General features: G+C 66.7%; 26 protein-coding genes. 14 read left to right on the top strand and 12 right to left on the bottom strand.

Annotated elements, in window-relative coordinates:
• The first annotated feature begins 1 nt into the window (after position 1).
• The 10 genes from NGM06_RS05905 (at position 2) to NGM06_RS05950 (ending at position 8,658) form a co-directional block, all read left to right on the top strand.
• Positions 2 to 1,213 carry a branched-chain amino acid ABC transporter permease gene (locus NGM06_RS05905; RefSeq protein ID WP_254269384.1) on the top strand — a complete coding sequence of 404 codons (1,212 nt, stop codon included), beginning with the start codon at positions 2 to 4 and terminating at the stop codon, positions 1,211 to 1,213.
• Positions 1,206 to 2,024: an ABC transporter ATP-binding protein gene (locus NGM06_RS05910; RefSeq protein ID WP_254269385.1), complete on the top strand. Its 819-nt coding sequence runs from the start codon at positions 1,206 to 1,208 to the stop codon at positions 2,022 to 2,024. Before NGM06_RS05905 ends, NGM06_RS05910 begins: the two co-directional genes overlap by 8 nt.
• The gene (locus NGM06_RS05915; RefSeq protein WP_254269386.1) at positions 2,021 to 2,731 is read left to right on the top strand and encodes an ABC transporter ATP-binding protein; all 711 of its coding nucleotides are present in this window, start codon (positions 2,021 to 2,023) and stop codon (positions 2,729 to 2,731) included. The genes NGM06_RS05910 and NGM06_RS05915 overlap by 4 nt, the downstream gene beginning before the upstream one ends.
• A 109-nt stretch (positions 2,732 to 2,840) precedes the next feature.
• Positions 2,841 to 4,937, top strand: a complete 2,097-nt coding sequence (locus NGM06_RS05920; protein WP_254269387.1) for a minichromosome maintenance protein MCM — start codon at positions 2,841 to 2,843, stop codon at positions 4,935 to 4,937.
• 5 nt (positions 4,938 to 4,942) lie between these two features.
• Positions 4,943 to 5,221, top strand: a complete 279-nt coding sequence (locus NGM06_RS05925) for a DUF7854 family protein (RefSeq protein WP_254269388.1) — start codon at positions 4,943 to 4,945, stop codon at positions 5,219 to 5,221.
• Positions 5,222 to 5,339: 118 nt separating this feature from the next.
• Entirely contained in the window at positions 5,340 to 5,975 is a 636-nt protein-coding gene (locus tag NGM06_RS05930; protein ID WP_254269389.1) for a DUF7504 family protein, read from the top strand.
• 65 nt (positions 5,976 to 6,040) lie between these two features.
• On the top strand, positions 6,041 to 6,379 hold the full coding sequence (locus tag NGM06_RS05935) for a DUF7855 family protein (protein ID WP_254269390.1): 339 nt from the start codon (positions 6,041 to 6,043) through the stop codon (positions 6,377 to 6,379).
• The gene (locus NGM06_RS05940) at positions 6,376 to 7,281 is read left to right on the top strand and encodes a DUF7856 family protein (protein WP_254269391.1); all 906 of its coding nucleotides are present in this window, start codon (positions 6,376 to 6,378) and stop codon (positions 7,279 to 7,281) included. The genes NGM06_RS05935 and NGM06_RS05940 overlap by 4 nt, the downstream gene beginning before the upstream one ends.
• 49 nt (positions 7,282 to 7,330) lie before the next feature.
• The gene (locus tag NGM06_RS05945) at positions 7,331 to 7,981 is read left to right on the top strand and encodes a DUF7857 domain-containing protein (RefSeq protein WP_254269392.1); all 651 of its coding nucleotides are present in this window, start codon (positions 7,331 to 7,333) and stop codon (positions 7,979 to 7,981) included.
• Positions 7,978 to 8,658 carry a MinD/ParA family ATP-binding protein gene (locus NGM06_RS05950; protein ID WP_254269393.1) on the top strand — a complete coding sequence of 227 codons (681 nt, stop codon included), beginning with the start codon at positions 7,978 to 7,980 and terminating at the stop codon, positions 8,656 to 8,658. The genes NGM06_RS05945 and NGM06_RS05950 overlap by 4 nt, the downstream gene beginning before the upstream one ends.
• Here the strand turns inward: NGM06_RS05950 and NGM06_RS05955 are convergent.
• Entirely contained in the window at positions 8,647 to 9,522 is an 876-nt protein-coding gene (locus tag NGM06_RS05955; RefSeq protein WP_254269394.1) for a transcription initiation factor IIB, read from the bottom strand. The genes NGM06_RS05950 and NGM06_RS05955 overlap by 12 nt on opposite strands.
• Before the next feature lie 172 nt (positions 9,523 to 9,694).
• On the opposite strand from NGM06_RS05955, the gene NGM06_RS05960 reads away from it, so the two are divergent.
• Entirely contained in the window at positions 9,695 to 10,219 is a 525-nt protein-coding gene (locus NGM06_RS05960; RefSeq protein ID WP_254269395.1) for a DUF7858 family protein, read from the top strand.
• Positions 10,220 to 10,423: 204 nt separating this feature from the next.
• Here the strand turns inward: NGM06_RS05960 and NGM06_RS05965 are convergent, their stop codons facing one another.
• Together NGM06_RS05965 and NGM06_RS05970 are read right to left on the bottom strand one after the other, a co-directional pair.
• Positions 10,424 to 11,212 carry an AAA family ATPase gene (locus NGM06_RS05965; RefSeq protein ID WP_254269396.1) on the bottom strand — a complete coding sequence of 263 codons (789 nt, stop codon included), beginning with the start codon at positions 11,210 to 11,212 and terminating at the stop codon, positions 10,424 to 10,426.
• A gap of 92 nt (positions 11,213 to 11,304) precedes the next feature.
• Complete coding sequence (locus NGM06_RS05970; protein WP_254269397.1) at positions 11,305 to 11,733, bottom strand: HIT family protein; 429 nt, start codon at positions 11,731 to 11,733, stop codon at positions 11,305 to 11,307.
• A 133-nt stretch (positions 11,734 to 11,866) separates the two neighbouring features.
• On the opposite strand from NGM06_RS05970, the gene NGM06_RS05975 reads away from it, so the two are divergent.
• Entirely contained in the window at positions 11,867 to 12,517 is a 651-nt protein-coding gene (locus tag NGM06_RS05975; RefSeq protein WP_254269398.1) for an HAD family hydrolase, read from the top strand.
• Positions 12,518 to 12,578: 61 nt separating this feature from the next.
• Here NGM06_RS05975 and NGM06_RS05980 read toward each other — a convergent pair whose 3' ends face one another.
• Complete coding sequence (locus tag NGM06_RS05980) at positions 12,579 to 12,803, bottom strand: SHOCT domain-containing protein (protein WP_379793285.1); 225 nt, start codon at positions 12,801 to 12,803, stop codon at positions 12,579 to 12,581.
• Between the two features lie 108 nt (positions 12,804 to 12,911).
• On the opposite strand from NGM06_RS05980, the gene ileS reads away from it, so the two are divergent.
• The gene (gene ileS / locus NGM06_RS05985; RefSeq protein ID WP_254269399.1) at positions 12,912 to 16,109 is read left to right on the top strand and encodes an isoleucine--tRNA ligase; all 3,198 of its coding nucleotides are present in this window, start codon (positions 12,912 to 12,914) and stop codon (positions 16,107 to 16,109) included.
• Positions 16,110 to 16,376: 267 nt separating this feature from the next.
• On the opposite strand, the gene NGM06_RS05990 is transcribed toward ileS, so the two are convergent.
• The 6 genes from NGM06_RS05990 to NGM06_RS06015 form a co-directional block, all read right to left on the bottom strand.
• Positions 16,377 to 16,547: a hypothetical protein gene (locus tag NGM06_RS05990; RefSeq protein ID WP_254269400.1), complete on the bottom strand. Its 171-nt coding sequence runs from the start codon at positions 16,545 to 16,547 to the stop codon at positions 16,377 to 16,379.
• Positions 16,544 to 16,921 carry a DUF7344 domain-containing protein gene (locus tag NGM06_RS24450; RefSeq protein ID WP_438267631.1) on the bottom strand — a complete coding sequence of 126 codons (378 nt, stop codon included), beginning with the start codon at positions 16,919 to 16,921 and terminating at the stop codon, positions 16,544 to 16,546. The genes NGM06_RS05990 and NGM06_RS24450 overlap by 4 nt, the downstream gene beginning before the upstream one ends.
• Positions 16,922 to 16,996: 75 nt before the next feature.
• Positions 16,997 to 17,659, bottom strand: coding sequence for a helix-turn-helix domain-containing protein (locus NGM06_RS06000; RefSeq protein WP_254269402.1), 663 nt, complete (start codon positions 17,657 to 17,659; stop codon positions 16,997 to 16,999).
• 200 nt (positions 17,660 to 17,859) lie between these two features.
• On the bottom strand, positions 17,860 to 18,009 hold the full coding sequence (locus NGM06_RS06005; protein ID WP_254269403.1) for a hypothetical protein: 150 nt from the start codon (positions 18,007 to 18,009) through the stop codon (positions 17,860 to 17,862).
• A gap of 167 nt (positions 18,010 to 18,176) precedes the next feature.
• Entirely contained in the window at positions 18,177 to 19,034 is an 858-nt protein-coding gene (locus NGM06_RS06010; protein ID WP_254269404.1) for a ribose-phosphate diphosphokinase, read from the bottom strand.
• A 107-nt stretch (positions 19,035 to 19,141) separates the two neighbouring features.
• Positions 19,142 to 20,017 (bottom strand): HVO_0234 family beta-propeller protein, encoded by an 876-nt coding sequence (locus NGM06_RS06015; RefSeq protein ID WP_254269405.1) that lies wholly within the window; start codon positions 20,015 to 20,017, stop codon positions 19,142 to 19,144.
• A gap of 591 nt (positions 20,018 to 20,608) precedes the next feature.
• Between NGM06_RS06015 and glmM the strand changes: the two genes are divergently transcribed.
• Positions 20,609 to 21,973: a phosphoglucosamine mutase gene (glmM, locus tag NGM06_RS06020; protein ID WP_254269406.1), complete on the top strand. Its 1,365-nt coding sequence runs from the start codon at positions 20,609 to 20,611 to the stop codon at positions 21,971 to 21,973.
• 2 nt (positions 21,974 to 21,975) lie between these two features.
• On the opposite strand, the gene NGM06_RS06025 is transcribed toward glmM, so the two are convergent.
• Positions 21,976 to 23,124: a DUF7118 family protein gene (locus tag NGM06_RS06025; protein WP_254269407.1), complete on the bottom strand. Its 1,149-nt coding sequence runs from the start codon at positions 23,122 to 23,124 to the stop codon at positions 21,976 to 21,978.
• 28 nt (positions 23,125 to 23,152) lie between these two features.
• Entirely contained in the window at positions 23,153 to 23,572 is a 420-nt protein-coding gene (gene hisI / locus NGM06_RS06030; RefSeq protein ID WP_254269408.1) for a phosphoribosyl-AMP cyclohydrolase, read from the bottom strand.
• Positions 23,573 to 23,631 lie beyond the last annotated feature (59 nt).

A 23,631-nucleotide genomic window follows, 5' to 3' on the forward strand; every position in this document is an offset into this window, starting at 1 on the left:
GATGGGCGCACTCACCGACCCGACCGAGTACTGGGCGGACCTCACGCGACCCGAACAGGGCGTCCTCGCCTTCGTCGTCGGGTTCGCAGCGCTGCTGCTGTTCGGCCTGCTCTCGGGCGGACTCGCGCCGACGTACTTCCTGTATCTCGTCGGTCTCGCGGGGATGTACTCGCTGCTGTCGTTCGGACTGAACTCCCAGTGGGGGTTCTCCGGACTGATCAACTTCAGCGTCGCGGCGTTCTTCGGTATCGGCGCGTACGGCACCGCGCTCATGAGCGCGAGTACGTCCCCCATCGCCGGGGGGTACAGCCCGCTCGTCGGACTCGTGGTCGCGCTCGTCGTCGCGGGCCTGCTGGCGGTCCTCATCGGCGTGCCGACGCTCCGTCTCCGCGCGGACTACCTCGCCATCGCGTCGCTCGGACTGGCCGAGGTCGTCCGACTCGTCGTCCTCAACGAACGCCAGTGGACCAACGGGAGCGCGGGCGTCCGCGGCATCCCGAGTTTCTTCGAGGGGTGGCCGCTGCTGGACACGTTCCCGAGCGCGATGCCCGGACTGGAGGTCGCGCTCCCCGGCGCTCGAATCGTCCTCGAAACGCCGTTCTGGAACGCGCTGTTGAACGTCGCGCTCGTCGTGACGTTCGTCAGCGTCACCTACGCGGTCCTCAAGCGCGCCCACCGCTCGCCGTGGGGTCGCGTCCTGCGGACGATTCGGTCCGACGAGGACCTCGCGCGGGCGCTGGGGAAGAACACCTACTCGTTCAAGATGCAGTCGTTCGTCCTCGGCAGTCTGATAATGGCGCTGGCGGGCGTCTTCTACGCCCACCTGAACCTGTTCGTCAGCCCCGGCGACCTCGACCCCGTGACGACGTTCTACGTCTGGGTCGCGGTCATCCTCGGCGGCAGCGGTTCGAACCGCGGCGCGCTGTTCGGCGGGTTCGTCATCGTCGCCATCCGCGAGGGCACCCGGTTCCTCAACGAACTCGAACTGATGTTCGAACTCGGCGGATATCTCGTTCATCTTCAGGTTCCCTTCGACCCCGCGCCGCTGCGGCTACTGATAATCGGCGTCCTCATCATCGCGCTGATGCGGGTCCGACCGGAGGGCATCCTGCCGCCCCAGCGCGAACTCATCTGGCCCGACGCCGTCGACGGCGCGCCGTCCCGGCCAGACTCCGGCGTCCGCGACGCCAAGGGAGGTGGCGACGGTGAGTGACCTCGAATCCGCGACCGACCCGCGTCTGGGCGCGAACCTCTCGAAGGAGAACGTCGTCCTGCGCGTGGACGACCTCCAGAAGTCGTTCGGCGGACTGGTCGCCACCGACCACGCCACCTTCGAGGTCGAACGCGGGACCATCACCGGTCTCATCGGTCCGAACGGTGCCGGTAAGTCCACGATATTCAACCTCATCTCGGGATTCTACGAACCCGACGCCGGGCGCGTCGAGGTCAACGGGACCGACGTCACCGGCGCGGAACCGTACGAAGTGGCCGACCACGGACTGATTCGGACGTTCCAGACCCCCCGGAAACTGGAGGGAATGACGGTCCGCGAGGCGATGCTGGTGGGACCGCGAAAGCAACCCGGCGAGTCGTTCGTGAAACTGTTCACCTCGCCGGGCGAAGTCGCCGAGAGCGAGTCGCGCAACCTCGCCGACGCCCAGCGAATCTTGGAGGAGTTCGAGATCGATCACCTCGCCACGCAACCGGCGACGGACCTCTCGGGCGGGCAGATGAAACTGGTCGAACTGGCCCGCGCGATGCTGGCCGAACCGGAGGTCCTCCTGCTGGACGAACCGGTCGCGGGCGTCAACCCGACGCTCCGGAACAAACTCGCCGAGCAGGTTCGCCGACTCAACGAGCAGGGGACGACGTTCCTGCTCATCGAACACGACATGGAGTTCGTCATGAATCTCGCAGACCCGGTGGTGGTGTTAGACCGCGGGAGCGTTCTCATGGAGGGAACCCCCGACGAGGTGCAGTCCGACGACCGCGTCGTCGAGGCGTATCTGGGAGGTGGCACGTGAGCGACCACGTTCTCGAACTGTCGGGCGTGGACAGCGGCTACGGCGAGGTGCAGGTGCTCGACGACTGCTCGATACACCTCGACGCCGACGAAATCGTCTGTCTCATCGGTCCGAACGGCGCTGGCAAATCGACCGTCCTCAAGACGGCCTTCGGCATGCTGACGCCGTGGGCGGGAACCGTCGAGTATCACGGCCGCGAAATCGGCGGGATGGCCCCCGAAGACATCGTCCGGGAGGGCATCGGCTACGTGCCCCAGACCGACAACGTGTTCGGGTCGCTCACCATCGACGAGAACCTCCGAATGGGCGGCGTCGCCCGCGAGGACGGTCTCTCGGAGGTCATCGCGGACCTGTACGACCGCTTCGACATCCTCGACCAGAAGCGGTCGGCGAAGGCCAACACCCTCTCGGGCGGACAGCGACAGGTGCTGGCGTTCGCTCGGGCGCTCGTGATGGAACCGGACGTCCTCCTCATCGACGAACCGTCGGCCGGACTCGCGCCGAACACCGCCGACGACGTGTTCGGACACGTGCAGGCCGTCAACGAGATGGACACCGCGATTCTCATGGTCGAGCAGAACGCCACGAAGGGTCTCGGTATCTCCGACCGCGGCTACGTCCTCGACCAAGGTTCGGTCCGCTTCGAGAACGCCGCGGCCGACCTCATCGACAACGAGGAAGTGTCGCAGCTCTATCTCGGCGGGTAACGTCGTCCTCTCCGGCGGGTAGCGCCGCCCTCCGTGGGAGAGACGGCGGCTTCACTTCCGCTCTGCTTTACGAAGGTTCTTATCGAAGGAGGAACTACGAGTTCTTTGAATGGCTCGCGCGGAGAACACGGAGCTGATTGATAACTTCGAGCAGTTCTACCGGCGGTACTACAGCGACGAAATCGGCGAACTCGCCCAGAACTATCCGAACGAACAGCGCTCGCTCCACGTCGATTGGACCGAACTCTATCGGTACGACTCCGACCTCGCAGACGACTTCGTCTCGAAACCCGAACAGTTGCGCGAGTACGCCGAGGAAGCGCTCCGCCTCTACGACCTCCCGGTGGACGTGAGTCTGGGGCAGGCCCACGTCCGAATCGAGAATCTGGACCAGCAGACCGACATCCGCGAGATTCGCGCCCGGCACGTCAACACGCTGGTCAGCGTGCAGGGCATCGTCCGGAAGGCGACCGACGTGCGACCCAAGATTCAGGAGGCCGCCTTCGAGTGCCAGCGCTGCGGCACGCTGACGTACATCCCCCAGAGCAGCGGCGACTTCCAGGAACCCCACGAGTGTCAGGGCTGTGAGCGACAGGGACCGTTCCAGATAAACTTCGACCAGTCCGAGTTCGTGGACTCCCAGAAACTCCGCATTCAGGAGAGTCCCGAGGGACTCCGCGGCGGCGAGACGCCGAAGAGTCTCGACGTTCACATCGAGGACGACATCACCGGCGATGTGACCCCCGGCGACCACGTGAAGGTCACGGGCATCCTCCACCTCGAACAGCAGGGGAGCGAGCAGGACAAGTCCGCGGTGTTCGACGTGTACATGGACGGCATCTCGGTGACCATCGAGGACGAGGAGTTCGAGGAGATGGACATCACCGACGAGGACAAGAAGGAAATCGTCGAACTCTCGCAGGAAGAGGGCATCTACGAGCAGATGGTCGATTCGATGGCCCCGGCCATCTACGGCTACGACGAGGAGAAACTGGCGATGATTCTCCAACTGTTCTCGGGTGTGACCAAGCATCTGCCCGACGAGTCCCGGATTCGGGGTGACCTCCACATGCTGTTGATAGGTGACCCCGGTACGGGTAAGAGCCAGATGATTTCGTACGTCCAGAACATCGCGCCGCGGTCGGTGTACACCTCCGGCAAGGGGTCCTCGTCCGCCGGTCTCACCGCCGCCGCGGTCCGCGACGACTTCGGCGACGGCCAGCAGTGGACCCTCGAAGCGGGCGCGCTCGTCCTCGCGGACAAGGGCATCGCCGCGGTGGACGAACTCGACAAGATGGCCCCGGACGACAGGAGCGCGATGCACGAGGCGCTCGAACAGCAGAAGATTTCGGTGTCGAAGGCCGGAATCAACGCCACCCTCAAGTCCCGATGCTCGCTGCTCGGGGCCGCGAACCCCAAGTACGGCCGGTTCGACCAGTACGAACCCATCGGCGAGCAGATAGACCTCGAACCCGCGCTCATCTCCCGGTTCGACCTCATCTTCACCGTCACCGACCAACCCGACGAGGAGGAGGACAAGCGACTGGCCGAACACATCCTGCAGACGAACTACGCGGGGCAGTTGAACACCCAGCGCACGGAGATGAGCGCGCCGAACATCTCGCAGGCGGAGGTGGACAACGAGACCCAAGAGGTCGCGCCCGCCATCGAACCCGACCTCCTCCGGAAGTACATCGCCTACTCGAAGCGCAACTGCTTCCCGACGATGACCGACGAGGCGATGGAGCGCATCCGGGACTTCTACGTGGACCTCCGGACGAAGGGGGCCGACGAGGACGCGCCCGTCCCCGTGACAGCCCGGAAACTGGAGGCGCTGGTACGACTCGCGGAGGCCAGCGCCCGCGTCCGCCTCTCGGACGAGGTGAAAATCGAGGACGCCGAACGCTCCGTGCGAATCACTCGCTCGTGCCTCCAAGACATCGGCGTGGACCCCGAGACCGGTCAGTTCGACGCCGACGTGGTCGAGACCGGCCAGTCGAAGTCCCAGCGCGACCGCATCAAGAACCTGAAACAACTCATCGGCGAAATCGAGGAGGACTACGAGGAGGGCGCGCCGGTGGACGAGGTGATGGCTCGCGCCGACGAGATCGGCATGGAGCAGTCGAAGGCCGAACACGAGATAGACAAACTCAAACAGAAGGGCGAGGTGTACGAACCCTCGACCGACCACCTGCGGACGACCTGAGGACCATGGACCGAATCTCCGCCCTCCGGAACGTCGAGGACGCGCTGGCCGACTTCGAGTCGGGCGAGGCCGACCTCGGCGCGACCGAGCGTCGCGTCGTGAACGTGCTGCGGACCTACGCCACCGAGTTCGAGGACGGGGACCTGTCAGCCTATCGCGCCTCGGGTGCCGAGCGCGCCGACGGACTCGTGGTCGTCGCCGAATCGCCCGCTCAGGCCCGAGAGCGCGTGAACGAGCGGATCGACGCGGCCGACGTGACGTTCGAAGTCGAGCAACTCGGCTGATAGGTCACTAATCGGGTAATTCAGAGGGGAAAATAAATAAACTAGGTTCCCTTAGAAAAACTCGTTCAGACGGACCGCTACGTCGCGGTCGAAACGGAGCAAACCAACGGGAATACTGATGCAAACGAAGGGCCACGACGAAGACGAGTCGTTCGAATCCGACGTCGAGCAGGGAGACTGCGTCCTGCTACTCGCACCGTCGATTCACTCGGCGACCGAGGACGCGTGTCTCGACCTCCTCGCCTTCGACGACACTTCGGAAGAGAACGTCCTGTGGGTCACGTACACCCGGTCGCCGGACACGTGTATCCGCGATTGGCTCACACGCACGGGAGAGCGTCCCCGGAACATGCGGTTAGTCAGTGTCGGCGATACGACTCGCTCGGCGACGGCCCACGCCGGTAGCGACACCACTTCGGAGACGGGCGACGAGGTCGTCGAGACGCTGTCGAATCCGAGCGACCTGACGGGTCTCGGAATCAAACTGAGCGAGATTCTCCAAGGATGGGACACGTTCGACGGGCGGACCGTCGCTTGCTTCGACTCGCTGACCGCCCTGCTCCAGTACGCCGACCTCCAGACCGTCTACAAGTTCCTTCACGTGCTGACGGGCCGGTTCGCCGCGGCCGACGTGACCGCGCACTTCCACCTCGACCCCGACGCGTGCGACACCCAGACCGTCAGTACGCTCACGTCCCTGTTCGACACCGTCGTCGAGTTCGACGACGGCGAGTGGAGCGTCCGAAGTCGATAACTGTCGGTTGATACTCGAAGACGGATAGCGTAATTTTATACCGAGTCGGGGGACAATCTATTGCCGTGTTGTTGGTCGTCACGTACTCGCAGGCCGCGCGACAGACCCTCCGAAACGTCTGCAACGGCCACGAGGAGACCGTCGTCCAGCGGTTCGGCCGAGCGGCGCTGTTGGAAGCGACCGAACTGGGTGCGTTCTTAGCGCTCCGACTCCGGGCCAAACACGCCGAGGACGTACAGGTCGAACGGACCGCGCCGTTCAACGAGTTCGAGGCCGTCTCCGAGCGAGTTCGGAACGCGGCCGCCGCCTACGAGGACCGCGAGCATCCGAGCACGTCGTACGCCAAGTTCGCGGTCGGAACCGACTATCCGGACCCCGACTCGATGCGCGACGCCGAGCTATGAAGGTGCGCGTCGCCGGAGCAGTTCGGACCGGTCGGGCGGTCGACCTCCGACGCGTCTCCGACTGTCGAGCGGAGGGCGTCGGCGAACCGCTGTCCGACGCCCTCTCTTTGCGCGACGTGGCCGGTGTGATTCGCGGCGATGGCGGCGGAGATTTCGACCGTGACTGTACCGTCGAGAGCGACTGCGGTGGCGAGCGAGATAGCGCGCTCGCTATCGACTGCCCGGACCCCGGTCCCGTCCACGACCACGTCGGCGTGATTCGCGCCGACATGGACCTCTCGGTCCGGTCCGCGCTCGCGGCGGCCGCCCGAACCCGGGGCTACACTGCTCCGCAGGCCGACGAACTCGCCGCGGTTCGGGAGCGTCGTGACGCGCTCGACGTGCCGGAAACCGACCTCGAACGCGCCCGCCGCCGGGTCGCGGACGCCAGCGACGCCACCGAGGAGATGCGCGAGCGCGTCGCTACCCTCCGCGGTCGGGTGCAGGCGCTCCGCGACGCCGACGCGGACCCCGCCGACGCCGAGACCGAACTCGCCGACGCGACTCGCCGCCTCTCGGAGGTCCGGACCGAGCGCATCGCGGCCGAACAGGCACTGACCGAGGCCCGCGACCGAGCGCGGGCCAACCGCCAGCGCAGACGCGAGCGCCTCCGACTCGCCGACCGCGCGGACAACCTCCGGCGGGCCGCCCGCGAACACCTCGCCGACGAGGTGCGGGACGCGTTCGCCGACGCCCGCGACGCTGTTCCGGACGACGACCTCGGGGAGGTGGTCGAAGCGGCGCTCGCCGTCGCCCGCGTGGCGGCGTACGACGCCCCGGTCGTGCTGGCCCGCGAGACCGACCCCTTCGAGAGCGCGGCCGAGGTCGCCGAGTGGCTGGACGGCCCCGTGATTCGGCTTTAGCATGCTCCCCCGCCCAACTTTATCACCGAAGACGCGACGAACCCCGGCCATGGTCGAACTCGACTGTCGCGCCGAGTCGCACGCCGGAGTCACGCTCGTGGAACTCGTCGTCCGGAACCCGTCGACCACCGCCCGCCGGGTCAGGGTCGGGAACCGCCTCGACGGGCCGGTCTGGCCGCCACGCCGCGAAGGCGTCCCCGCCGCGGGGTGGGACGACGGCGGTTTCGAGGGCGTCGTCGCGGCCGAGGACCGGCGCGCGCTGGGATACGCGACTCCTGCGTCCGCCGAGTCAGCGGTCGAAGTCGAACCCCCGACCGAGGTCGAACGTCCGGCCGAAGACCGTCCCCCGGCCGAACTCGTCTGGACCGAGCGCGCCGGAGAATCCGAGGGCGAGGCCGACTCCGACACCTTCGGGGACGACGCGACTCCCGAGGGCGTCGTCCGTGCGCTCGGAGACCCCCGGCCGCCCGCCGACGCCGTGCCCGCCGCGGAGTCGAACCCCGAGCGTGAGACGGCGACTCCGGAATCGCCGATACCCGGCGCGGTCGAAGCGTGGCTCTCGGCCGTCGAGGCGCGGGCCGAGGGCGAGACCGACTCGGTCGTGCCCTCGCAACCGACGCCCGAGCACGTGGCCGCGCTCGCGGCCGTCGCTCGTCGCGTCGAGCGTCTTCGCGCCCGGCGCTCGCGGAGGTCGCCGTGATACTGGCCGTCGCGGGCGGGAAAGGCGGCGTCGGCAAGTCCACCGTCGCGCTCAATCTCGGCGCGGAACTGGACGCCGTGGTCGTGGACGCCGACCTCGCTATGGCCGACCTCGCCGCGCGTCGCGGTCCGGACCTCCACGACGTGCTGGCCGACCGGGCCGACCCGCTCGAAGCGGTCCGCGAGGGCGGTCCCGTGCGCCTGCTCCCGTGCGGTCGCACGCTCGCCGGAGCGCGCGCCGGAGACGTGACCGGTCTCGTCGCGGCGGTCCAGACAGTCGAAGACGCTTACGGGACCGTCGTCATCGACTGTCCCGCGGGGATGGCCGCCGACGCGGGGATGCCCCTGCTCGCGGCAGCGGCGACCGTCCTCGTCACGTCGCCCCGCGAGTTCGCGCTGGCCGACGCCCTCCGGACGCGCGAACTCGCCCGCGAACTCGACGCGGGACTGGCCGCCGTCGCGCTGAACCGAACCGGCGACCGGCCGCCGACCGACTGCGTCCGCCGGGCGCTTGGTGCGCCGGTCGTGCCGATTCCCGACGACGACCGCGTTCGCCGGGCACAGCGCAACTGCTCGCCGGTGTCGGCGTTTTCTCCCGGGTGCCGCGTCGCTAAGTGCTTCGCTGACCTCGCAGAACAGACGCGTCTCGCGACCGAGGAACCGTCGTCAGTCCCGTAGGTCTCGGTACGACGACCGGAGCGTCACGGCGGTCACGTCGGCCACCTCGGCGGCCTCCTTCTGGGTCATTCGGTGGCGCGTCCCGCGAGCCACGGTGTACAGACACGCCGCGGCGAATCCGCCGGGGTTCCGGCCCGAGACCAGATTCTCCTCGTAACCGCGTTCGACCAGTTCGGCCGCCTCGCGCTCGATGTCGGTCGGCAGGTCGAGTCTGCTGGCGAACCGCGGCAGGTACTCCTTCGGGTCGATGGGACCGGTCGGCAGTCCGAGTTCGCGGTTCATCGCGCCGTACGCCGCCTTGAGTTCGTCCCGTCTCGCTCGCGCCACGTCCAGCACCTCGTCGAGCGTGCGCGAGACCGAGGCGGTCCGGCAGGTCGCGTACACCGCGGCGGCCGTGAAGCCCTCCAGCGACCGCCCCCGGAGCAGGTCTTCCGACTGGGCCGACTCGAACAGGACGCAGGCCCGGTCCCGGACGTTCCGCGAGAGGTCGAGCGCGCTCACGAGTCGCCGAATCTCGGTGAACGCGTACACCTGATTCCGCTCCGTCTTCGACCCGATTCGGGAGCGCTCGTGGTGCTTACGCATCCGCGCGACTCGCCGTCGCTTGCGCCCCGTCAACCGCAAGTCGCCGTCGTGGCCGATTTCGGTCGTCAGTCCGCGGTCGTGGCGCGACCGGGTGAGCGGCGCGCCGGTGCGCTTCTCGGAGGTGTCGTCGTCCTCGAACGACCGCCACTCCGGGCCGCGGTCGATACGGTCCTCCGAGACGACGAGACCGCAGTCCGCACAGACCGTCTCGTCGCTGTCGGGAGTCAGTCGGCCGTTGCATTCGGGACAGGTTCGTGCCGTCGCGTGTGCTTCGCTCATCACAGTCGAAACTTCGCCCGATATCCTATTTAAAGGAAAGCCGATGCACCGCGAAACGCCCCGAACCCCGCCGAAGAACGTACCGGTAATCGGTAGGCTCTGCCGACCGCGACGGTCTCGATTCCGGTTTCCAACGACCGAATTTAAGTCGATGACGTGACAATCTACTCGCATGCCGCTCTCGGACATCGCCGACGGACTGGAAGTCACCACCGAGCAGCGCGATCGCGGCGTCGCGTCGGTGGACGCCACCGCGAACGGCGACGCCGACCTCCGGGAGCGACTCACCGAGTTCGCCGACGACCTGCCCTGCGACGCCGCCTCCGCGGCCGCGATAGTCGAGGGTCACACCTCCGGCCGGTCGGTCGGCGATAGCGCCCACGAGGCCGGGGTCGCTCCGATGACCGCGGCCAAGACGCTCCACCTACTCGGATGCGAGGGCGTCTCGCCGCTGACTCCGGAGGCCCACCGTATCATCGGCGACTGGCTCTCGGCCGACCTCTCGCGGACCGAGGCACGCGAACTTGCGGGCGCGAACGAGACGGAGTTCGCGCTGGCGACGTTCGTCGAGACGCACGACCCGATTCCGGGCGCGAGCGACCTCGTGGAAGGGGCGTTCGCCCGCGACGGGGACGCCGCGGTCCGAAAGCGGGACGCGCTGGCCGGGACGATGAGTTCCGCGACCGACCTGCTGTAGGGGGTATCGACGAATCGTCGGTCGCGGAACGAGAGAGTCCGCGAGCGACCTGCTGTAGGGGGTATCGACGAATCGTCGGTCGCGGAACGAGAGAGTCCACGACCGACCTGCTGTAGGGGTCTCGGTCGGGCCGTCGTCGAACCCTCGCCGTAGAACGAGCGAGTTCGTCCGGCAATCCTGTGCAATCAGTTCCCGCGTCCGGAATCAGTCGAGCGCGTCCGGCACCAGTTCGTTCGCGTCGAAGTCGAACAGTCCGTTGTCCTCGAACTCCAGTCCCAACTCGTCGTCGAAGACGACCTCCGCGGCGCGAGCGACGGCGGGCGCGAAGGCCGTTTCCGGGTCCGGCGCGCTGGCCGGAACTCCCTCGACGGTCCGCGCGTCGCTCTCCGGAACCGCGGCGTCCGCGCTCCGGACCGGATGCTCGGGTTCGGCGCGGTTGGCCACTACGGCGTCCACGTCCGCACCCACGTCGGCGACCCGGCCGCGAGCGCGCTGGAGCGCGTCCACCCCGCGCTCGCTCGCGGGCGCGACGACAGTGACTCGTTCGGCCGCGGTAACCGCGGCGACGGCCTGATTCGCCGCGACGGGCGGCGCGTCCACCAACACGTGGTCGAACGCCGCCGCGGCCTCGCCGAGTAGGGTCTCGAACCGCCGGGCGGCGTCGGGGGTCTTCGCGCGAGCCAGTCGCTCGAAGGGCGCGTGGGCCGGACAGAGCGCGAGTCTGCCCGCGAGGTCGGCGGTCGCGGGATGTTCCCGGAGACCTTCCGAGAGCAGTCGGTCCGCTTCGAGCGACTCGTCCTCGGTCAGGAGCGCGGTCACGTCGGTGTCGATGCGGCCCGAGACGTGGCGGGCCAGTCCCTCGGTGGCGAACGCGGCGTCGAGAATCGCCACCTCGCGGCCGTCGCGGGCGAGGGTCGCGCCGAGTTCGACGGCGAGCCGAGTCGCGCCCGCGCCGCCGGTCGCACCGACGAGCGCGGCAGTCGAGTAGGTCATTGATTCGGAGTTGTCCGTCATGATACAAAAGGCTGCGCTTCGGTCGGGTACTCCGGACGGACGGTTCGTTCGGACCGGGCTACTCGCGTCTCTCAGTCGCGCTGCGTGTGAATCTCGTCGGCGATTTCGTCCAACTCCTCGTCGGTGAGGTCCGGACGCTGGCCCGCGACGGCGTGGATGGGGTTCCCGCCGTCGCCCTCGAACCGCGGGATGATGTGGCCGTGGACGTGCGGAACTTCCTGCCCGGCGGCCTCGCCGTTGTTGAACGCGACGTTGGTCCCGTCGGCGTCCACGGCGTGTTCGACCGCGGTGTTGAGGCGGTGGAGCACGCCGAAGACGTGGGCGGCCACGTCTTCGGGCGTCTCTTCGAGCGTCTCGTGGTGTTCCTTCGGAATGACCAGCGTGTGGCCCGGCGCGAGCGGATTCGCGTCGAGGAAGGCCATCGCGGTGTCGTCCTCGAACACGGTTCGACTCGGGATGTCGCCCTCGACTATCTGGCAGAAGATGCAGTCGTCGCTCATGGGTCTGTCTGAGGGTTCGTGAGCGCAGGGTAAGAAGATTGAGGCTTCCCTACTCGACGGGTGAACTGCGCTCTCGCCGAGCGCATCGCTTCGGACAGGGTTTTATGCCCCGGCGCGATTCCATCGAATCACGATGACCTACGACGCGGTACTGTTCGATTGTGACGGCGTCATCGCGGAGATGCCCGACCGAGAGACCATGACGGCCGCGATGCGCCGCGTCCAGCGACGATTCGAACTGTCCGCACCGCCGGAGAACGTCGTCGCCGACTTCTTCGGGGGGAACCTCTCGGCCATCACCGACCGCTGTCGTGCGGCCGGAATCGAGCGCGACACCTTCTGCGCGGAGGCCGCGCGGGAGGCGATTCGAGCGCAACTGTCCGAGATTCGGTCGGGAGTCCGGTCGCGCTACGACGACGTCACCGCGATTCGCGACCTGAACTACTCGCTCGGTATCGTCAGCGACAACCACCCCCGCGTGCTCTCGTTTCTGCTGCGCCAGTTCGACCTGACGGACTTCTTCGAGACGGTTCGGGGCTGTCGGTTCACGCCGTCGGGACTCGAACGCCGCAAACCCGACCCGCAGAACATCGAGGCCGCGATGGAGACGCTCGACGCCGAGACGGCCCTGTACGTCGGCGACCGTTCGGTGGACGTCGAGGCGGCCGACAACGCCGGTATCGACTCGGCGCTCTTGCGGCGGACCGACCGATTCGAGAGCGAGGCGCACGTCACTCCGACGTACGAGGTATCTACGCTCTGGCAACTCGACGACGTTCTCTGAACCGAGACTGAACCGTCGTCTCTCGTGGGACCGAACCGAGACCGCCTGTCCACGAGGACCGCTAGACGGAGTTGGTCTCTTCTTCGCGGACCCGGGCGCGGTCTTCGACGTCCTCCAGCGACTCCGTATCGAGGAGTCGCTCCACCTTTCGTTCGAACTGCTCGTCGGTGAGTTCGCCCCGGGCGTATCGCTCTCGCAGCGTCTCCAGCGCGCCGCGATTGTCCGACTCCGCGGACTCGTCGGCTTCGGCGTCGCCCGCCGACCGGTCTTCGCTTCGGTCGCCCAACCACTCCTCGACGTCGTTCGAGAGTCGGTCTCTCTCTCCACTGCGGGCGGGGGCAGACCGAACTGCACAACCGAACCCGATTTAACTTCGGGGGAGCACAGAACAGGTATGAGCAGGTTCGGCGAAGTCGCGGACCAGTACGAACCCCAAACGGTCGAAGACCGGGTGTTCGACTACTGGGACGACGTGGACGCCTACCGAAAGGCAAAGGAGCATCGCGCCGACGAGGAGCCGTACTTCTTCGTGGACGGGCCGCCGTACACCTCCGGCGCGGCCCACATGGGAACGACGTGGAACAAGACGCTGAAGGACGCGTACATCCGCTACCTGCGGATGCAGGGCCACGACGTGACCGACCGGCCGGGCTACGACATGCACGGTCTCCCCATCGAGACGAAAGTCGAGGAGCGACTCGGCTTCGAGAACAAGAAGGACATCGAGGAGTTCGGCGAGGAGAACTTCATCCAAGAGTGCAAGCAGTTCGCCGAGGAACAGTTGGAGGGCCTTCAGGAGGACTTCAAGTCCTTCGGCGTCTGGATGGACTGGGACGACCCCTACAAGACGGTCAACCCCGAGTACATGGAGGCCGCGTGGTGGGGCTTCGAGCAGGCCCACGAGCGCGGACTGGTCGAACAGGGCCAGCGCTCCATCTCCCAGTGCCCGCGCTGTGAGACCGCCATCGCCAACAACGAGGTTGAGTACGAGGACGTGGAGGACCCCTCCATCTACGTCAAGTTCCCCCTCCGCGAGCGAGAGGGGCACCTCGTCATCTGGACCACGACCCCGTGGACCATCCCCGCCAACACCTTCGTCGCGGTGGACGGCGACGTGACCTACCAGCAGGTCCGCGCAACCAGAGACGGCGAAGAGGAAGTTCTCTACCTTGCGGACGGGTGCGTCGAGGAGGTCCTGAAGAAGGGCCGCTACGACGACTACGAGGTCGAAGACGAGTTCACCGGCGAGGAGATGGTCGGCTGGGAGTACGACCACCCGCTCGACGAGGAGGTCCCCGACCACGCCACCGGCGAGGACGCGCTACAGGTGTACACGGCCGACTACGTGGAGGTCGACCGCACCGGTCTCGTCCACTCCGCGCCGGGCCACGGTGAGGAGGACTTCGAGCGCGGCACGGAACTCGGTCTCGACATCTTCTGTCCGGTCGGGAGCGACGGGGTCTACGGCGACGCCGCCGGGAAGTACGCCGGGCAGTACGTCAAGGACGCCGACGAGGAGATTATCAGTGACCTCGAAGACGCGGGCCTGATGCTCTCGTCGGACACCGTGACCCACAGTTACGGCCACTGTTGGCGCTGTGACACCGGCATCATCCAGATAGTCACCGACCAGTGGTTCATCACTATCACCGACATCAAGGACGAACTGCTCGACAACGTCGAGGACAGCCAGTGGCACCCCGACTGGGCGCGGGACAACCGCTTCCGCGACTTCGTGGAGGACGCGCCCGACTGGAACGTCTCGCGTCAGCGCTACTGGGGCATCCCCATCCCCATCTGGACGCCCGAGAACTGGGACGGCGGGATGGACGACGTGGTCGTCGTGGGCACCCGCGAGGAGTTGGCCGAGCGCGTCGACCAGGACGTGGACCCCGAGGACGTGGACCTCCACAAGGGGACGGTAGACGACCTCACCATCACCGAGGACGGCACGACCTACACCCGCGTCGACGACGTGTTCGACGTGTGGCTCGACTCCTCGGTGGCCTCGTGGGGCACCCTCAACTACCCGAGCGAGCAGGAGCAGTTCGAGGAACTCTGGCCCGCCGACCTCATCATGGAGGCCCACGACCAGACCCGCGGGTGGTTCTGGTCACAACTCGGCATGGGCACCGCCGCCGTCGGCGAAGTCCCCTACGACGACGTCGTGATGCACGGGTGGGCGCTCGCCGAGGACGGTCGGAAGATGTCCAAGTCCATCGGCAACATCGTCGCGCCCGACGAGGCCATCGAGCGCCACGGCGCGGACCCGATGCGAACGTTCCTGCTCTACCAGAACCCGCAGGGCGACGACATGCGGTTCTCGTGGGACGAGATGCAGAACATGCAGCGGGACCTCAACATCTTCTGGAACGTGTTCCGGTTCCCGCTCCCGTACATGCGCCTCGACGAGTTCGACCCGGACGAGACGACCCTCGACGCGGTGGACGAGGACCTCGAACTCGTGGACGAGTGGGTACTGGCGCGCCTCCAGTCGGTCGTCGGCGAGATGACCGACCACTGGGAGGAGTTCCGACAGGACAAGGCGCTGGAGGTCCTGCTGGAGTTCGTCGTCGAGGACGTGTCGCGGTTCTACATTCAGGTCGTCCGCGAGCGCATGTGGGAGGAGGACGACAGCGCGAGCAAGCAGGCCGCGTACGCCACCTTCTACGAGGTGCTGTCGAACCTCGCCACGCTGTTCGCGCCCTACGCTCCCTTCGTCGCCGAGGAGGTCTACCAGAACCTCACCGGCGACTCGGGCTACGACACGGTCCACATGTGCGACTGGCCCGAGACCGACGAGTACTGGGCCGACGAGCAGTTGGAGACCGACGTGGCGCTCCTGCGGGCCGTCGAGGAGGCCGGGTCGAACGCCCGCCAGCAGGCCGAACGCAAACTCCGCTGGCCGGTCACGCGCGTCGTGGTCAATGCCGACGACGAACGCACGGTCGAAGCCGTCGAGCGCCACCGCGACCTGCTCGCCGACCGCCTCAACGCCCGCGAGATTCAGGTCGTCGCGCCCGGGGACGACTGGGGCGAACTCCAGTACAGCGCCGAGGCCGACATGAGCGTCCTCGGCCCGGCGTTCGGCGACGACGCCGGACGCGTCATGCAGGCGCTCAACGCCGCCCGCGTCGATGACCCCAGCCTCGACGCGCTCGAAGCGGCGGTCGAGTCCGAGACCGGCATGGACGTGGACCTGACCGACGAGATGGTCGAGTTCGTCACCCAGACGCCCGAGGGCGTCACCGGCGTCGGCTTCGACACCGACGGCGACCGGCGCGGCGTCGTCTACGTGGACACCGAACTCACCGAGGACATCGAGAGCGAGGGCTACGCCCGCGAGGTCATCCGGCGCGTCCAAGAGATGCGCAAGCAGATGGACCTCGACATCGAGGAGCGCGTCCGCGTCGAACTCGACGTAAGCGACGAGCGCGTGGCCGACCTCGTGGCCGAGCGCATGGACCTCGTGAAGGGCGAGGTCCGCGCCGACGAGGTGGGCGACGTGGAGGACGGCCACCGGAAGACGTGGGACGTGGAAGGCGTCGAGATGGAGATTGCCGTGGCTCCGCTGGCGGAAGCCGAGGCGTAGGGGAGGAGCCGACGGAGTCCCGCCGTTTCGGCTCCGGCGGTTCTCGGAGGGGGTGAAGTTCGAGCAAGCGAGGGTGTGTTCACAGTTTTCGACACTCCACCAAGTGGTTCTCTAGAGCGGCGTGCTGAATACAGAGCGTTTCTTCAACAATAGTTGCTTCACGGCGCGCGAGATACGCACCACGCATCGTGCATCTCAATTACTGACAGAGTGGAATAATTTCGATAGAGTCCGATGTCTAATTCCGGTTATGAGCGACCGACTTGCTCACTCAGCCATCTCGTTCGCGCTGTCAGGGTCCACCGCAACCGCCTTGTCTGCAATGTGCAGGAGTTGAATTGCTTCTCGAATATGGAAGTTCTTCACGTCTCCGTCGTCTGCCCGTAGCGCCTCCTCCAACTGTTCGACTGCCGCCATCCCCTCCTGGCCCGAGGTCATGAGACGTCTCCAACTCTCTCGTCAACGAGCGCAGTTTGTTGCCCGAGTTCTGTCTGACCGTGAGAACGGACGGGATTACTTCGAGAAGTAGAATCAATCGCTCCACTCGTAGCCAACTTCGGGAGACGAGTATGATGGAAGGAAATCTCCACGGCCTCCTGCTGATTGTCAGAGTCGTTGGTATCTCGCGCCAGCACCCAACCGGCGAGTTCGGCCAATTCACCCACGTCGTCGTCCTCGTCGTGACGGTATGTCAGAACGTTCCGGCGAACAGGGTGTGATAGTCTGTCGAGGAGGGCGTCTGTGCTTACGTTGGAGTCGTTCGATAGTGAAAAACCGGAATCACGTATCGGCTGATTACCTGCTTTTGGCATCGTTTACTGAAACGATCCGTGCAGGAATCAGCCGATAGTCTCACACGTAACGCCATTTAAGTACCGGCGGCTCGGTTACGTCTGCTCGGCGCCGTCGGGAATAGTCAACGTGGACCGAATCAGTGTCTCACAACCGCGTCGTATTCGCTGGGAGACGGCATTAGCGGAGATACCTAACGTCTCACCCACGTCCTCCACGGAGGCAGTTCGTGGGATGGTGAAGTAACCCTCGTTTACTGCTGCAACGAGGGCTTCGTACTGTTCTGCGGTCAGGCCGAACTCGCGTTGACGCGGTTGCGACGGGTGAGTGAGTTGATTGACCTCGAACCTGTGGCCTCTTTCCCGAAAGTGACTCTGGAACGAGGACACCATATCGTCCTTGGCAAACCGTAACCGGAGACTCCATCGGTCGTCGCGTGCGGTCGCCTCCACGATTGCCGCGTGGTGGTCGATAATCTCGTGGACGAGGCCGCAAAAGGCGTCGGTCCATTCGAGTCGGTACAGCACTTCGTCGTCCGTCTCCTCGACGATCTCGGCCACCGTGACCGTCGGGTCGTTCTCCAGTGCACGAGAGAATCGGTCGAAATCACCACCTTTTGCCCAAATAAACGGGAACACCGCCTTCGGACTGTGCGACGCCAATCGGTCCGCCTCGATGGTCATCTCCGGAACAGTTGAGAGAGCCTCTTCTAACGCAAATGCCTCGGTAGGGATGCTGAAACTGCCGATAATACTCATGTACGTACTCGGCCGTAGCGAGGCATAAGTCCGCCGCTGTCCTTGAACCGGATAGAACAACGGTAGTTCTACTATCACCCGTAGGTAGTAACACGGTTTCCTAATTCAGAATCATCGGCATAGTTCTCGCTCAATTCAGAGCGTTCGTTCAGCAACTGACGAGCTTTCAGGTGCATATTCGACGACGGCTGTTCCCTCGATTACGCCCACTGAATCCACCAGACGATACCTAACAACATCAAACCGATACCGAGCGTTGAGGTCGCAGGCTCGGGAATCAGAAAGAGGACGAATCCGATTCCGATAAGTATCGTCGGTTCCACTTCCTCCAAGTTGTCCGAGATGCCCATAGCTCCGTTACTCGGTCTACGAACAAGGAGTTGTTGACCCTACACGTCTCGCGCAACCCTCTGGACGACTGCTGAGTATCCGCACAACCGCACTCGAATCCCGTCAGAATCGAACACGCTATCCCGCCACGGTCCTCCGCATCTCCCAGACTGCCGCCGAATCGCTCCTACAACTTCTCCGCGATTGCAGACGCCACGGACACCTCGCTCACCGGTCGCTCGATGGTGTCGGTCCCGTAAATCGCCTCGACGCCCGCCTTCGAGAGCTTCGTCACCGCGTTCGACGCCAGCATCGGGTGGACGCAGGTCACGAACACCCGCGAGGCCCCCTTCTCCGCCAGAATCTCGACCGCACCGGACATAGTGGACCCGGTGGCGATGATGTCGTCGGTCACGACCACGTCGCGGCCCGACACGTCGGTGTCGCTCGGCGTGAGTTCCACCTCGGTGCCGGAGTGGCGCGTTTTCTCGAAGTAGTCGGTGTCCCCCGAACCGTAGGCGTCCCGCGCAGACTCGGCGATGCCCAGCGCGCCCTCGTCGGGCGAGAGGAACACTGGGTCCGAGAGGTCGGCCGGGAGCGGGTCGGCGAGTCGTCCGGCGGCGTCCACGGGTTCGGCGGGTACCTCGAAGAAGTCACAGACCGCGTTCTCGTGGGGGTTGACCGTGAGCACGCGGTCGGTGCCAGAGGAGATGGCCCGCGCGACCGCCCGGGCCGAGACCGGGTGGCCCGACTCGAAGGCCTCGTCCTGTCGGGCGTAGCCCATGTACGGCAGGACGGTCACGACTTCCGACGCGCCCCACTCGCGGGCGGCGTCCTGCAGTTGGAGCAGTTCGACGTGGGCGTCCGCGGAGACGGTCGACGCGACGACGACGGCCCGGTCGTCGTCGGACTCGGCGAACCCGGGCGCGGCCGCCAGCAGTTCGCCGTCGGGGAATCGGTCGTACTCGACGCTGGCGAGGGGTTCGTCCGACTCGGCCGCGAGTTCGGCCGCGAGGACCTGCGAGGTTGACCCGCTGATAATCATGTGCGAGGGGTGTACGTCGGCGGATAAATCGGTTTTCAATCCGAGACCGTTCCGCTCTCGTCGCCGGACACGGACGGAGCGTCCGCAGAAACCGACCGTCGCTCTCTCTACGGCGCGGCGACGGCCCGCACGCCGCGGAGGCCGAGTATCTGGTGTCGCCACCCGTCGCCGACCGACAGCAGGAACGTCCCGGTCGCGGTGACCGCGTAGGCCCCCTCGCCGTGGTCCACCGCGACCACGCGCTCCTCGACCGGCAGCGCCGCCTCGCTCCACTCGCCGTCCTCGCGGGCGAACAGACCGTCCTCGCCCGCGGCGTGTGCCCAGTCGAGCGGTCCAGTTCCGGCGTCCTCGATTTCGGTGTCCGCGGCGCTGACCGCCCGGAACTCGCCGTCGAGTTCGTCCAGCCACCCGTTCCCGAGTCGGTAGAGACCCTCGCCGGTCGCCGCCAGCGGGACCGCACCCGCGGCCACGTCCCGGGCGTCTTCGAGACCGACGTGACGCAGTTCGTCGCCGGTCGCCCGGTAGACGCCCGACGCCGCGGCGACGAACTCGCGGTCGATGGCCCGCACGTCGGCCAGTTCGCCGAGTTCGGTCCAGTCGCCTTCGCCGCCGCGGAGGACGCTCCCGTCGTCGCGGGCGACGAGCAGTCCGCCGTCCTCGACGAGTCCGACGGCCGCGGCCGGGCCGACGCCGAGACCGCGGAACTCCGCGCCGCCCCCGCGCTGGCTCTCGCTTCCGTCGTCGCCCGTAGTTCCGCTTTCGTCTCCGAACACGCCGACCAGCACGTCCTCGTCGGTCGCGACCGCGAGGCGACCGCCCGCCCCCGCGGCGTCGCGCGCCGAACACTGGTGGGCCAGTCCGAACTCGCCCACGAGGTCGTCAGAGGTGTCCACGCGGGCCACGCCGAACTCGCCGACGACGTACACCGGCGTCGGTCCCTCGCTGGCGTCGTACACCCGCTTCTCGTCGATGCTGATGCCCATGCTCGAAACAGGGTCGGAGAGGCGTGAAAACGTTCGGGTTCCGGGTCTCGTCTCGGCGTCGGTTTTGGGTCCTGCCTCGAGGGGAAGTCGGCGTGGAGTGGCGAACCGGCGGAGTGGGACGGCGACAAGTGGCCGGAGGAGTTGGCGGGAAGACCCGGAGTAGAACAACAGCGGGCGGTAGGGGGCACAGTGGGTGGTAGGGAGCGCAGTGGACGGTACGGAGCACAGTGGACGGTACGGAGCTAGCTTCGGGGCTTGAACCGAGGAGCCTCCCGCACTGCGACCGCACAGCACCGCTACAGCAGACCTCTCAGACCTCCCCATCCTCGGCGGCCGCACGAACGCGGCCACCCCCTCGCGCGGTCGGACGCGGCACGGAGGCCGCGCCGCACGCGCCGGGTGGCCGTGGCGTCAACGCGTCGGACAGTCGCCGTCAGTGACGCGTCAGCCGGTCGGTGTCATCGACGGCTCACTTCCTCGCTCGACTGTCCGCTCGCACGGCCGACCCGTCAACAGTCTAACGTAGTGAACGACTCCCTCACCGCGGCGCGCTCCGGAATAACTTTTGCCCGCGGGTCCTCACCCTCGGACATGAAAGTTTTCGGGTCGAGCGGAACTCGCGGGGTCGCCAACGAGGCGCTGACCCCCGAGTTCGTACTCAAAGTCGCCAAGGCCGCGGGGACGGTGTGGCGGGCCGACCGAGTAGCGGTCGCACGCGACACTCGTGCCACCGGGAAGATGCTCTCGGACGCCGCCGCCAGTGGTCTCGCCAGCGTCGGTGCCGACGTGGACAGACTCGGAATCATCCCGACGCCGGGCGCGCAGGCGTACGCCGAGCGCGAGGAGACCCCGGTCGTGATGATAACCGCCTCGCACAACCCGCCGCAGTACAACGGCGTCAAGCTAATCGGGGCCGACGGGGTGGAACTCACGGTCGAGGAGCTAGAGCGCATCGAACAGAAGTTCCTCGCCGAGAAGTTCGACACCGCCCGCTGGAGCGAGACCGGCGAGAGCCGTGAGGTCGAGGGCGCTCGCCGAGCGTACGTCGACGGCCTGCTCGACGCGGTGGACCGCGAGAAGATAGCCGACGCCGACCTCACGGTCGCGCTGGACCCCGGTCACGGCGCTGGCTCGCTCACCACCCCGGAGTTCTTCCGCAAACTCGGCTGTCGAGTCGTCACCGCCAACAGCCAACCCGACGGCCACTTCCCCGGCCGGGACCCCGAACCCGTCCCCGAGAACCTCGGCGACCTCGGCCGACTCGTACAGGCGACCGACGCCGACGTGGGAATCGCCCACGACGGCGACGCCGACCGCGCCATCTTCTACGACGAGAACGGCGAGTACGTCGAGGGCGACGCCACGCTCGCGGCGCTCGCCGCCGCGAAACTCGACGCTGGCGACTCGGTCGTCTCGGCGGTCAACGTCTCCCAGCGCCTCGTGGACGTGGCCGACGAGCGGGACGCCTACCTCGAACTCACGCCCATCGGTTCGACTAACATCATCACCCGCATCCGCGAACTCCAGAATCAGGGCAAGTCGGTCCCGGTCGCGGGCGAGGGCAACGGCGGCATCTTCTTCCCGGACTACCGACTCGCGCGCGACGGCGCGTACACCGCCGCGCAGTTCTTGGAACTCCTCGCCGACCGCCCGGCCAGCGAAGTCGTCGCGCCGTACGGCGGCTACTACAACGTCCGCATAAACATCGAATACGACGACGACGCCGAGCGCGAGGCCCTGCTGGACGCGGCCGAGCGCGAGGCCCGGAACTCGGAGGCCGAAACCACGACGCTCGACGGCTACCGCGTCGATTACGGCGACGCGTGGGTGCTGGCTCGCCCCAGCGGCACCGAACCGATGGTCCGCATCTACGCCGAGGCCCGCGACGAGGCCCGCGCCGAGGAACTGGCCGAGGAACTCGAAGGCCAGTTGCGGGCGGCGAAAGCAGAGGTCTGAGGCTACCGCTCGGGATACTCCGCCAGCGCCTCTTCTAACCGCTCTTTCCGCTCGCGGAGGTCGGCCAGTTCGTCCTCCACCGCACCGCTTGCCACCTTCTCGCGCTCCGCGTCCGAGAGTTCGGTCTTCGCCTCCGCGGCGGTCCGCAGGCGCTCGAACCGCTCGGTGTCGTGGACCACCGACAGGACCTCGCGCAGGTCCGCGACGACGTCGTCGGGCGCGAACCGCGAGACGACCGACACTAGTTCCTCGACGCGCCAGCGCAGTTCCGCGGCGGGCCGGGGCGGCCACTCCAGTTGCAGGGGTTCGGCGTCGAGTCGTTCGAGGTAGGTCTCGTTGGTCGCCACCGCGCGCTTCAGCGCGGCGGGACTCTCGACGTAGTGGTCGAGCTTCGAGTTCGAGTACCGGGCGTACTTCAACAGGTCCGAGATAGGTTCGGTCCCGGTCTCGTGGTTCTCGACGTACTCCCGCAGGCTCTCGGGCGGGTCCCGGAACTCGACCAGCGGGTAGTCGTCGGTCGTAGCCACGAACTCCAGCACCTCACGGGCGCTGGCCGCCGACTTGAACGCCTCGAACGCCTCGTCCACGGACTCGTCGTAGCGCTCGATGGGGTCCCGAATCTCCTCGACCGGCGCGTCGAGGTCGGCGTCGCCGAGTTCCACCAGTCGTTCGCGCTCGGCGATTTCCTCTCGGAGGTCCGCGATGGCGTGGCCCACGTCGCGTCGGACCTCGTGGTAGCGTTCGAGGGCCGCTGCGCGCTCGGCGAGGAGTCCGGCGACCTCGCCCGCGGGTTCGAGGTCAGCGCGGGCGCGCTCGAAATCCTCGTCGCTGAGTCGGCGCTTGTCGAACCGGTCGTTGGCCGCCTCGAAGGCGCCGCGCTCGGGGAGGTCGTCGGGCAGGCCCTCGACCAGCGACGCGAACTGCTCCTGAAACTGGATGAAGTTCCGGAAGTTCTCCTTGCCCGTGCCGGTCGCCTGCCCTTCGTAGCGGTCGAGGAGGTCGGTCGCCCGGTCGTAGGCGTCGGCAACCGTTTCGACGGTCTCCTCGCCGTAGTCGGCGATTTCGGCGTCCACGTCGCGGTAGGCGGCGTCGGCGTCGGCGAACTCGGCGGGCAGGTCGGTCGTGGTCGTCGCGGTCTGTGATTCGCTCATCGTTGTCAGTTGTGCGCTCGTGAGTCCGTCATTCGTACACGTCGTCCGGGTCGAAGACCTTCTCGCCGACGACCTCGCCGTCGAGCGTCCGGTGGAAACACGACTCGTAGCCGGTGTGGCACGCGCCGCCCTCCTGTTCGACGAGATAGAGCAGCGCGTCGCCGTCGCAGTCGGCCCGGACTTCCCGGACGTGCTGGACGTGCCCGCTGGTCGCGCCCTTCTGCCACAACTCCTCGCGACTCCGGGAGTAGTAGTGAGCCAGTCCCGTCTCGCGGGTCTGCTCGACGGCCTCGGGGGTGACGTACGCGAGCATCAACACCTCGCCGGTGTCGGCGTCCTGTGCGATCGCGGGGATGCGACCGGTCTCGCCGAAGTCGAGTTCGACGGCGCTCGCCTCGGCTTCGGAGTCGTCGTCGGGTTCCGCCTCGGCGCTGTGAGCGTCGGTCATGACGAGGTAGTTCGGCTTTCCCGGCGATATGTTTTGTGTGTCGGTCGGCGAGACGCAGG

The organism is Halorussus aquaticus (genome assembly GCF_024218795.1).
Classification (GTDB): domain Archaea; phylum Halobacteriota; class Halobacteria; order Halobacteriales; family Haladaptataceae; genus Halorussus; species Halorussus aquaticus.